This window comes from Motilimonas sp. E26 (assembly GCF_021278025.1).
Taxonomy (GTDB): Bacteria; Pseudomonadota; Gammaproteobacteria; order Enterobacterales; family CBDFNC01; genus Motilimonas.
The window spans coordinates 53,521-63,967 of record NZ_JAIBHJ010000010.1 but is presented as its reverse complement, the minus strand read 5'-3'; the positions used below and the strand labels follow the sequence as shown (position 1 = coordinate 63,967).

11 protein-coding genes are annotated in these 10,447 nt (G+C 41.2%); 5 read left to right on the top strand and 6 right to left on the bottom strand.

Going from position 1 to position 10,447, the window contains the following annotated elements; genetic code table 11:
* Both K1M91_RS10585 and K1M91_RS10580 read right to left on the bottom strand, forming a co-directional pair.
* The coding region (locus K1M91_RS10585) for a hypothetical protein (RefSeq protein WP_232801728.1) at positions 1-554 on the bottom strand (554 nt) is incomplete at its 3' end.
* A 259-nt stretch (positions 555-813) separates the two neighbouring features.
* On the bottom strand, positions 814-1,428 hold the full coding sequence (locus tag K1M91_RS10580; protein WP_232801727.1) for a hypothetical protein: 615 nt from the start codon (positions 1,426-1,428) through the stop codon (positions 814-816).
* Positions 1,429-2,195: 767 nt separating this feature from the next.
* On the opposite strand from K1M91_RS10580, the gene K1M91_RS10575 reads away from it, so the two are divergent.
* Together K1M91_RS10575 and K1M91_RS10570 are read left to right on the top strand one after the other, a co-directional pair.
* Complete coding sequence (locus K1M91_RS10575; RefSeq protein WP_282561125.1) at positions 2,196-3,047, top strand: winged helix-turn-helix domain-containing protein; 852 nt, start codon at positions 2,196-2,198, stop codon at positions 3,045-3,047.
* Positions 3,044-3,538, top strand: coding sequence for a hypothetical protein (locus K1M91_RS10570; RefSeq protein WP_232801725.1), 495 nt, complete (start codon positions 3,044-3,046; stop codon positions 3,536-3,538). Before K1M91_RS10575 ends, K1M91_RS10570 begins: the two co-directional genes overlap by 4 nt.
* A 96-nt stretch (positions 3,539-3,634) precedes the next feature.
* On the opposite strand, the gene K1M91_RS10565 is transcribed toward K1M91_RS10570, so the two are convergent.
* The gene (locus K1M91_RS10565; RefSeq protein ID WP_232801724.1) at positions 3,635-4,558 is read right to left on the bottom strand and encodes a LysR family transcriptional regulator; all 924 of its coding nucleotides are present in this window, start codon (positions 4,556-4,558) and stop codon (positions 3,635-3,637) included.
* A 158-nt stretch (positions 4,559-4,716) separates the two neighbouring features.
* On the opposite strand from K1M91_RS10565, the gene K1M91_RS10560 reads away from it, so the two are divergent.
* On the top strand, positions 4,717-5,193 hold the full coding sequence (locus K1M91_RS10560) for a GreA/GreB family elongation factor (RefSeq protein WP_232801723.1): 477 nt from the start codon (positions 4,717-4,719) through the stop codon (positions 5,191-5,193).
* 19 nt (positions 5,194-5,212) lie between these two features.
* Here the strand turns inward: K1M91_RS10560 and K1M91_RS10555 are convergent, their stop codons facing one another.
* Together K1M91_RS10555 and K1M91_RS10550 are read right to left on the bottom strand one after the other, a co-directional pair.
* A complete protein-coding gene (locus K1M91_RS10555; protein ID WP_232801722.1) occupies positions 5,213-5,581 on the bottom strand; it encodes a CbiX/SirB N-terminal domain-containing protein in 369 nt (122 codons plus the stop codon).
* 136 nt (positions 5,582-5,717) lie between these two features.
* Complete coding sequence (locus K1M91_RS10550; protein ID WP_232801721.1) at positions 5,718-6,101, bottom strand: YijD family membrane protein; 384 nt, start codon at positions 6,099-6,101, stop codon at positions 5,718-5,720.
* Positions 6,102-6,737: 636 nt separating this feature from the next.
* Here K1M91_RS10550 and sthA point away from each other — a divergent pair.
* Positions 6,738-8,171: a Si-specific NAD(P)(+) transhydrogenase gene (gene sthA, locus K1M91_RS10545; protein WP_232801720.1), complete on the top strand. Its 1,434-nt coding sequence runs from the start codon at positions 6,738-6,740 to the stop codon at positions 8,169-8,171.
* Positions 8,172-8,421: 250 nt separating this feature from the next.
* Here sthA and K1M91_RS10540 read toward each other — a convergent pair whose 3' ends face one another.
* Complete coding sequence (locus K1M91_RS10540; protein WP_232801719.1) at positions 8,422-9,030, bottom strand: TetR/AcrR family transcriptional regulator; 609 nt, start codon at positions 9,028-9,030, stop codon at positions 8,422-8,424.
* Positions 9,031-9,156: 126 nt separating this feature from the next.
* Between K1M91_RS10540 and K1M91_RS10535 the strand changes: the two genes are divergently transcribed.
* Positions 9,157-10,254: an efflux RND transporter periplasmic adaptor subunit gene (locus K1M91_RS10535; RefSeq protein WP_232801718.1), complete on the top strand. Its 1,098-nt coding sequence runs from the start codon at positions 9,157-9,159 to the stop codon at positions 10,252-10,254.
* Positions 10,255-10,447 lie beyond the last annotated feature (193 nt).

Below are 10,447 nucleotides of genomic sequence, written 5' to 3'. Positions count from 1 at the left end.
GCTTTAGCTAATGCGGCATATTTATCACCGCCACCAGTAATGGCATTATTCATACGGTGAGCAATAAGACTAGGCGTTAAGGCTGCTCTTGTCGCATTTAACTCTGGGTTGGCTTGTGCTGTTTTTGTAGTAAGAACAAAAGGGGTCATGGCAACGTTTGCAACCGGTAATTCAGGCGTGCCCTGCGTCATGATTGTTGGTTGAACAAATGGCTTTTCTTGATGCATAACAACGGGGATAAGAGGCTCACCTTGCTTAACTCGCAGTGGATTCTCCGCAGGCACTAATATAGGGGCCGCAACAGGCTGGCTGAGTTCAACCAAGTTTAATGTTTTATCAAGTGTTATAGCAGCACTAAGTTCATTGTTGTGGTTAACAGTAGCAGCTACGTACTCTTCCTGCTTATTAGAGTTTTGTGGAGGCAAACTAACTGACACCTGCTTTGGGGTTTCTGTTTTCGTATTGTGGGAGTTATCAGAAGTATTCCCCCCACCGTTTCCACATCCAGACAAAATTGCTGTCATAACCATTGCAAATAATAGTTTTTCTTTCATTTTAATCACACCTAGTTAGAGCTGCTTGTTGGGGGGAATGATAACTTTTTATTTCGATTTGTTTATTTAGGTTAAAACCATCATTATTAACAATTTAACTTTCAAACATCGGACAGGCTGGTTCAGACTTAAAACTTTATTTCAAACAATATTATTATTTAACGATGGAAATATAAAAATAGATTAAAGCCTCAGCTCTGGCACAAAATAATGCCCTACTGTGCCAGGAGCTGATCTTTAAGCCGTGCTTAATTTTTAATTACAAATCAAAATCTCTATCACTATCTTGGGTTTTAATTGTTATCTTCCCTTTTATTCTTTGAGAATTAGAGTCATAACTTACATTTTCTGCAAAAGAACGAAATGTTTCAGAGTCTCCCTCTAATTCCATAATATTCTGTGCATCCAAGTTTACTAAGATGCTATCTGTCGCCAGACCTGCAACATTAATTACAAGCTTGTGATCTAAATCACCTTCGCTAGAGTAACTTGTTTGCAGGTTGTTATCATATTGCAAGTATTTACCTGAGTTATCAGAGGTAAGCGTTATCACTTGTTCAGCTTGGTTGTATGACACTTTTAAGTTAAGATCTTCAAAATTGTCAATACCAATTTGTTTGTCATCAAACTTAATTAGTGATGAACTAGGGGTGTATATTTTGCCGTTGATAGCACAATCGTTTGCAGGGTCATAATTAAAGTTACATTGTTCCAGAATATCGCTAACAATCAGGCTAGTTGCGTCAACAACGGTTTTAGCGGCCTGCTCTGCTTGGCTTTGCGATAGATCGGTTAAGAGTGCTTTTTCTACCGAATCAGAACTACAGCCAGTTAAAATGCTAGCAACTGTCGCAGCGATAATGAATTTTTTCATAGTAATTTACCTCGTTATTTATCAAATATTGTGTGCAGTACTTAAAGTGCATTAATTGCCCAGTACTGCATGTTGTCTATATGAGCTGACGACAACATATGCTGTAGCCAACCCCAAATAAAATATCAAATTTAGGCCAACTCAAAGTTAACAAAACGTAAACATACAGCTTGTTCGCTATGCTATAACACTGCTTGTATGTTTCTTATCGCTTAAAAGCTAAATTTGCTTCGGTACTTTCCAGCCCGTTGTTATTTGCTTGATTCAAAGTCTAGCCATGACGGTTTGGAAAGTAGAGTTATTAAATTTAATAATGATAAAAAACTTTATAATCAACAACTTAACAGAGTTTATTAATTGATTTATAATGAAACATAACGAAATAGATCATGGAATATTGAAGCCCCCATTCAGCTCCGAGCAGCGCCCCCTAAGACAACTTGAACCTCAGGGCGAGCGAATGAGTGCACAAAGTACAATCAACCAAGCGAATAAAGTGGAACTTTCTTATACGATACACCGTGAAATCATCTCTGATGGCTTAACTGCCGCATCCTCGCGGCACTTATTAACTGCAAACGGGAGGTGCGATTAGCAGTGATTAGATAAGGCTATGTTTTTCTGAGAGTATTACCCATATTATGTACAGCAGAGTGGAATCAAGGTTCAGTAACAGCCTGAAGTTAAGATGAATGATAAAAATTATAGTATGATTACAACTATTTATGCCTATGAATCTATTATGAAAATCAAGAGATAGCATTGAAATGAGTGATAATTGCATTTATGTGAGCGTCAGTGAAGACGGCGGAAACTATTTCATCATCGTTGATGATGTAAAATACAAGTGTTCATACTCGGAGTCTGCGATACTGAGTAACATGCTAACGAATAAAGGGCGGTTTTATAGTAAGGAAGAGCTTGCCTTGATTGGCTGGCCGAACAAGCTGGTATCAAAAAATTCTGTTCCCGTTGCAATTGTCAATATCAGAAAAATTTTCAAATCACATACGAAGTTAGAAATTATCGCTAATGAAAAAAATAAAGGTTATACCGCTTTAACTGACAAAGTAAAATTTGTTGAAGCCAATTTTTCTGTCAAACCTATAGAAAATGTCCATCAGCAGGAGCTCATCAATCATGAACCAGAAAAGAGGCTCTCTTCCGATAAAGAAATAGAGCCGGCTCATGCTCCCAATTATAAATATAAACTTGCAAAGTTAAAGCGAATTGCATTAATCGGGTTAGGTTACCCTCTTCTCATTGCTAATGTATCAATTCTTTTTTTTTTAATTTTTAGCGAAAAAGCAACTCTCAAACAACCTGTCGTAGATGTAGTTAATAATAAGAAGCATATTGCTGTATACAATAGTTACAATCGAGATTTCGCTTTGTTAATCAATTCAGCAATAGACAAGGATATCACCACTCTAAAAATCAGCGAACTAAAAAAAACTATAGATAGAGCTATGTTTAACGATAAAAGCATTGTCTTTATCAACACTCTTTCTAGTGGTGTCACTGTGGACTGTTTACAAAAAAAAGAACTTTTTTCATTTTCGGGTGACAATCTTGAAGCCATCATTGAAAATTTAAAATTAAAAGGCTGTAAAATATGAATCGATTAAGATTTTTTAATGCTATTTTTTTTATTGCCTTGATATTGTTTGCACTTTCGGAAAACCTAAAAAACGATATTGACTTCGATGGTTATTTCACTAGAACAGAAACTATTTTGTCTCAAGGGCAGAATGCGATAGAACTCACAGCGAATGCTGATTTTCTATCCAATGATCAGAAATATACCTCAGTTGTAAAAATTGCTGATGTTGAAAAAGGAATGCAATACATCACTTTCATATTGGATGGTGATATTTATAAAAAAGGTAATACACTGATCGCTCGAACAAACACGATAGAAGAAATAGAGGATGTAGATAGATCCGTTATTTTTGACGCATCAACATCTCCGGTTGTCACACAGATTCAAAAATCATTTCTCGGTATTGATGTATACAAAGAACGAATGTACGAGCGCATATTAATAGAAGATTTTTTGTGTTATTACGATTTGGATAAACATTTAGTTCGTTGTATGGAGCAAAGGTAAAATGTTCTGAGTGAGTGCATAAGTGTGCAGCTTAACCAGGGCAAACACATGCATATTTTTTGAACCATAGGTGACGTTTTCATAGACGAATAGATATTAACGATTCAACTTGGTGGTTAAGTTAGCCGCTACATAGTCAATAAACACCCGCAGCCGCGCTGGCATGTATTTGGTTTGCGGGTATTGCATAGCAATCGCGCCATGGTAATTACTTTTGATAGTCCAATCGCTGAGTACTTGAACCACTTCGCCTTTGGCCAGTGCATCTTGGATCACAAAATCATGAAAGATGCCAACACCTAACCCTTCTTTTACACCAGTAAGGCGCATTTGCGAATGGTTCACCGCATAGCGCCCTGTTACCGCCACGGTGTGGAACTCATCATCTTTAAGAAAGTCCCAGATGTTGTCGCGCTCGGTTTCGGCTAAATAGAGGCAATCATGCTCACTTAGGTGGGTGGGATGCGTTGGCGTATCACAACGAGCAAGGTAGTCAGGACTAGCACACAAGACCAGATTAGTTTTACAAATCTCGCGTAATACTAAGTTTTCATCGGGCTTGTCAGTGAGCCGAAAAGCGACATCAATATTGTGCTTAAACAGATCAATTGCCCCATCTGCCGCGCGCAGTTTTAACTGAATATTTGGGTAGCGAGTTAAAAATGGCACCACTAAAGGTTGTAACACTGAGTTTAAAAATGCCTCAGGCGCGGCCACCGTTAATGAGCCAGCGGCTTCGGTGTGATCGGATGTAGAAAGCTCAACGGCTTGCTGCGCTGCATTTACCATCACCAAGCTTTGTTCATACACCCGAGTGCCCGCTTGCGTAATGAGCAATTTGCGAGTGGTGCGCTCAAACAATTTCACCGACAGCGCCGCTTCAAGACGAGTGATCAGTTTGCTGAGTGCCGATGGCGTCACCGCCAAGGTTTTCGCTGCAGCCGTAAAGCTGCCTTCGTTCACGACAACAATATAAGTGGCAAGATCAGGTAGCAGGGTGATAAGTTTCTGATTGAGCATAATAACCAGTAAAATTGTGCCGATGGGCGATATAGCCTACTGTCGCAAAAGCGCGTCGGGTTTGTCAATTGGGCTAAATCCTTAAAAGACGCTATCAGCTTTACAATCATCCTGACGCTCTCTAGTATTTACCCCACTTCAACGACGTCCTACAAATAATGAACAAAGCTCAGCTATTAACAGCAATACTCATTTCTCTAGAAACTAGCCATCAAACTGCAATGGCCGCGGCTAAACGCGCTCACGATACGGCCACTGACGATGAAAATATTGCCGAGAATAAATATGACACCTTAGCCCTAGAAGCCGCTTATTTGGCACAAGGTCAATCGGTTCGTGTAGCGCAATGTGCCGCTGACGTGCAAAATTTTAAGCAATTAGATAGCGCGATTAACTGCAGCAAGGTCACCGTTGGCGCACTAGTTTCAATCATTGATGAACAAGGAAACCAAAAGACTTTGTTTATGGGGCCATCTGCAGGGGGCTTAAAAGTAACAGTAAATGGGCAAGAGGTAGTAGTGATCACGCCCTCATCACCCATTGGTAAAGAGCTAAACCAACGACAAGTGGGTGATGAGGTCAGTTTAACCTTGGCAGGAAAACAGGTTACTTATGAGGTGCTTGATCTAAGCTAACACCAAACGAGCTAAAATTTTATTTGTTGCCCACCAGCTGAGTGACTAAACCTAAAATGCCCGGCGCTGCACCAAAGTGAGTAAGCAGCGAAAATTGATGGTCTGGGTAAGTGGTTTGATAATGAGTCACCACCTTTGGAATATCTTTAAGCACGTGAACACCTGAGTTTAAGAAGTAGGGGAAGATAACAAACTCGGTCACCCCTTTTTCAAGCAACTCATCTAAGCACTCGTTGATCGATGGGCTTGCCAGTTCTAAGTAACCCGCCTTAAAAAAATCAAACTGATTATTCTCGGGTTGTTGACTTAATTGCAGCACCATTTTTTGTAGCTCTTCATTAGCTAACGGGTTTCGACTGCCATGGGCTATCACAACAAGGGCTTTCATTTTATGTGTCCAATTATCTAAGTTAATAAGTGTATTTCGTACGTTGTATGCAAGCGTTTAGATCGGAGGAAGAGGCTATTATTTGAGGTGTTTTTGCAGAAAAGCTCCCGCAGGAGCTTTCAAGGGAGCAAAGTATTTAACTTTCGCTAACTACCTCAGCAGCTGGCTCAGATGAATTTCTTTTTCCTAACCCTAACTTAATTGCGACATAAAACACTAAGCCCAAGCACAGGAATATTTGAATAATGTTTTGGCCAATATCGGGGAACTCGGCACGTAAAAATGATGAGTAACCAAGCGCGCCAACAAAAAACATCGCTAAAGCACAACGTGGCGTGTCTCCTTCCATCGGACCTGCGACATAAGCTTGCCACAACGCCGACAGTGCAAAAGCAAAGGCGATTATTGGAAAGATGGAAAAAGAAACATGGGCTGACGTTAACGCAGCTAACGTTGCGTTACCACATAACCCTGTTAAAAAAGCAAGTAGCAAAGGCTTACGTTCAATGTTGTTAGTCATAAGGCAATATCCTGAAGTAATGGCACATTAATTTAAGCAAAGGCGAACCAAGGCAGTACTATTGAGAATAACCCCATATGGCACAACTTTCCTCTGAGATTCGCATTAAATTGGCACCAGCCATAATATGACAATCGCCGTTTTAGTACCATGGCTTTTATACCCAAACGACCTCGAAATGCAGGATTAAGAGCCGCTCATTACATTCAATTTAAGGCGAAAAGTCGAGGTAATGGAGCCCCCTTTTGAGGTTTTTCAAAAAAAATGAACGCAATGAGCGACTCCCGAAGGGCGAGTCTTGTAGGCTGTCATGTTTTATTACTGATTTTCAACGTAGAATAACTATGTTTTCAAATCAGCGCCTTGCCTAACAGCCAACAAACTCTCGCTGAACAAGCATCTTGAAGTTGCTTGGGTATAGAGCATTTAACTTCAACTTAACAGCTTGTTAAACTGATCTCAAAATAACGACAACATTGGGCAATACAGGCCAAAATTTGTTATTTTGCACAGGCTAGCGAGTGTTTAACTTATTACAGACGGAGGTTAAGTGTTTTAACCTCGTATATTTGGTTGGCCAAGTAAATAAGATTAGATCCGCCCACTGCGCTCGATAAAAATAAAAAAGGAATACCCGTGAGTAAAAAACCGAATACAGCCACCCCGTTTAAAATTGCGGCGCATTATGATGCCATTGTTATCGGAACCGGACCTGGCGGTGAAGGCGCAGCAATGAAGCTGGCCAAGCGCGGCAAGAAAGTAGCCATTATTGAAAAAGCTCATTCGGTAGGCGGCGGCTGTACCCATTGGGGTACCATTCCTTCTAAAGCCCTACGCCATTCCGTTAGCCGCTTAATTGAGTTTAATAGCAACCCATTGTTTGGCGAAGACCAAGCGCGTAAACAACTGACTTTCGCTGAAATATTAAGTCATGCCCAGTCGGTTATTCGCAAGCAAGTAAACTTACGCAAAGGCTTTTACGATCGCAATGAATGCGATTTATTTTTTGGTGAAGCCTCATTTGTCGATAATCACACCTTACAAATTCGCAAAAACGATGGCTCACTGGATTATTTGAGCGCTGACAATATCATTATTGCGACAGGCTCACGCCCTTATCGCCCGGCTGATATCGATTTTGCTCATCCCCATGTTTATGACAGTGACACCATTTTATCCCTTGATTACCACCCTTCTAGCATCATTATTTATGGCGCAGGGGTTATCGGCTCTGAGTATGCCTCTATCTTTAGAGGACTTGATGTTAAAACAGATTTAATCAACAACCGTGACCGCTTACTTTCCTTCTTAGATGCTGAAATGTCGGATTCGTTATCTTATCACTTTAGAAATTCTGGCATCATCATTCGCCATGACGAGCAGTATAAGAGCGTAGAAACAACCCCCGATGGCGTGATTATGCACATGCAGTCAGGCAAAAAGATGAGAGCAAATTGTTTACTTTTTGCCAACGGCCGTACCGGTAATACCGATAAGTTGAATTTAGCCGCTATTGGCCTAACGCCTGATGGCCGGGGCCAGCTAAAAGTGAACGATAACTATCAAACAGACGTCGAAAATATCTATGCTGTAGGCGATGTGATTGGTTACCCCAGTTTAGCTAGCGCAGCCTATGATCAAGGCCGTATTGCAGCAGGCTCAATCGTCAGTGGTAAAGATAGCCGCAAGAAACTGATATTAGATATTCCAACCGGCATTTACACCATTCCAGAAATCAGCTCTGTGGGTAAAACCGAGCAAGAGCTAACCGCATTGAAAGTGCCCTATGAAGTGGGTCGAGCGCAGTTTAAACATTTGGCTCGTTCGCAAATTTTAGGCTCTGATGTTGGCAGTTTGAAAATTTTGTTCCATCGTGAAACCAAAGAAATTTTAGGCATTCATTGTTTTGGTGAACGCGCTTCTGAGATTATTCATATCGGCCAAGCTATTATGGAGCAAAAAAACGGCGGTAATAACATCGAGTATTTTGTACACACCACATTTAACTATCCAACCATGGCAGAAGCTTATCGTGTTGCGGCATTAAACGGCCTTAACCGTTTGTTTTAAAATTGGGTGGTATTGCAGGATCCGCATTAATGCGGCGATAGGTGTGAGTAGCAACATACCACCTAAAAAAACCAGCCCTTTATATCGCAGAATAAATTCTGCTCCTACAAAAGCTTGAGGCCCTCATGTAGGAGCAGAGCTTGCTCTGCGAATATCACAAATACCCTGAGCAAGCTCAGGCCCTACAAAAAACACGAATCAACAAGTTAACATACAAGGAGCGGAATTTATTGTGCGAAAACACCAAGCTTTACGCTTGATAAGCTTTAAGAAACATATCCACGCTATTCAATAAATATTGCTCTCGCTCCACTAGCGTTTTTTCATCCATTTGATTTAATTCGGCACGTAATCTTGCCTCGCCCATCACCATACCTAAAAACTGGCTGGCAGCCCAGCGAGGCTCTGGAGTGTTTAATTTACCTTGCTCCGTTTTATAAGCAAAGTAGCGGCTTAACTCACTGATCACAACATCGGGCCCAAGACGGAAGAAAATCTCAGCCAACTGCGGTAAGTGATTCGCTTCAAATGCACATAACTTGTGGGTTTTAAGGGTTTCATCTTCAATGATAAAACTGCCAAAGCGCAAAGCGAACAGCGTTAAACAAGTCTTCAACTCTCCTTCTAAATGTAGGCTGTCAGCAAGTCCTAAACTGAGACACTTATTTTCAATAGCCGCGGCAAACAAGTCCTCTTTATTACCAAAGTGGCTATATACTGTTTGCTTTGATACCCCTGCATGCTCAGCCACCTTTGCCATGGTGATCTGAGTGAAGCCATGTTCAACAAATAAACGCACTGCCGCTTTCAAGATCAAGCGCCGCTTGTCTTCACTTTTTGTTCTATTCTTAATCATCATACCTACACTGTATTGAATTAGCGCTTCTGCAGTGAAACGGCCAAAAGGTCATTTTTTAAACTGGACTTATTGGTCTAATTAAAATTAAACTAGACCCACAAGTCCAGAATAATCATGGAATGCAAAATGGGCCAATATTTTTCAACAATCAAGTCAACCTTACTCTTATTATGCTTACTTGGCTGCTTTAGCACTTCAAGTCAGGCTGAGCCTTCGTTACATCATACCGAAAGTATCAAGCTTAAACAGCAAGATAGCTTTATCATTGAACGGCAATTTGTTGGCAGTGTGTTTGCGCAGCAAAATGCCAATATTGGTTTTGAACTCCCCGGCAAGATAGCCAACCTACTCAGTAATACTGGTGAGAAAGTGAACAAGGGCGACGTTTTAGCCACCCTTGATACAGAACTGCTGCAGATAGAGCGCAACGAACTATTTGCACAATTGGCGCAAACAGAAGCAGATACAGTTTTAGTAAAAGCCAACTTAGCCCGTTTATATTCATTACAAAAGAAAGGCTATACCTCAGAACAAAGCGTCGATGAATTAAAAGCCAAACAAGCGTCACTGCGCGCCAATAAAGCGCGGATTAATGCGTCATTGGCTGCTAATCAAACACGTATCGACAAATCGACACTGCACGCCCCCTTTGCTGCTCAAATAGGCCAGCGCTTAGTCGCGCAGGGCCAAGTTGTTAGTGCTGGCAGCCCCGTGTTTGAGTTATTACAACTATCAGAACAAGAGATAAAAATAGGTTTACCAGTACGACTACTTAGCAAGCTTGATAAAAGCCTTAACCAACAAGTAAACGCCACTATCGCTGGGCAAACCATCCCCATTAGCTTAATTACCAAGGGCGCATCGGTTGAGCCAGCTACACGTACCGTGCAGTTACGCTTTCTCATCCCACCTAAATACACCTTTATTCCCGGCCAACTGGCCTATTTAAACTTAAAAGAGCAACAAGATCAGACCGGGTGTTGGCTGCCTTTAAGTGCACTGACCGATGGTTTACGAGGCACTTGGAATGTATTTGCTTTGGTTGAAGGGAAAAATAACACCTTTACGATTGAGCGCCGTGATGTGCGCATTGCTCATGCTAATCAAGGATCGGCCTATGTTTACGGCGCCGTCAAAGATGGCGAGCGCATTATTACAAGCGGTTTACACAAGCTAGTTCCAGGACAACAAGTCACCACACAAGACAGCGACTGGAGCCACTAAAATGCTCAAAATAATGTTAGTTCAATTTACACAAGTTAGTGCCAGGGCAACAAGACACCACACAAGACAGCGACTGGAGCAACTGGAGCTACGAAGATGATCAAAATAATGTTAGTTCAATTCACACAAGCTAATGCCAGGGCAACAAGTCACCACACAAGACAGCGACTGGAGCAACTGGAGCTACGAAGAT

What these genes read in the sequence shown, in the direction of transcription:
- K1M91_RS10565 (WP_232801724.1), bottom strand. Translation starts at nt 4,558, where the DNA reads ATGCTCAATCAGAAACTTATCACCCTGCTACCTGATCTTGCCACTTAT.
- K1M91_RS10540 (WP_232801719.1), bottom strand. Translation starts at nt 9,030, where the DNA reads ATGATGATTAAGAATAGAACAAAAAGTGAAGACAAGCGGCGCTTGATC.
- K1M91_RS10580 (WP_232801727.1), bottom strand. Translation starts at nt 1,428, where the DNA reads ATGAAAAAATTCATTATCGCTGCGACAGTTGCTAGCATTTTAACTGGC.
- K1M91_RS10570 (WP_232801725.1), top strand. Translation starts at nt 3,044, where the DNA reads ATGAATCGATTAAGATTTTTTAATGCTATTTTTTTTATTGCCTTGATA.
- K1M91_RS10535 (WP_232801718.1), top strand. Translation starts at nt 9,157, where the DNA reads ATGGGCCAATATTTTTCAACAATCAAGTCAACCTTACTCTTATTATGC.
- K1M91_RS10575 (WP_282561125.1), top strand. Translation starts at nt 2,196, where the DNA reads ATGAGTGATAATTGCATTTATGTGAGCGTCAGTGAAGACGGCGGAAAC.
- K1M91_RS10555 (WP_232801722.1), bottom strand. Translation starts at nt 5,581, where the DNA reads ATGAAAGCCCTTGTTGTGATAGCCCATGGCAGTCGAAACCCGTTAGCT.
- K1M91_RS10550 (WP_232801721.1), bottom strand. Translation starts at nt 6,101, where the DNA reads ATGACTAACAACATTGAACGTAAGCCTTTGCTACTTGCTTTTTTAACA.
- K1M91_RS10560 (WP_232801723.1), top strand. Translation starts at nt 4,717, where the DNA reads ATGAACAAAGCTCAGCTATTAACAGCAATACTCATTTCTCTAGAAACT.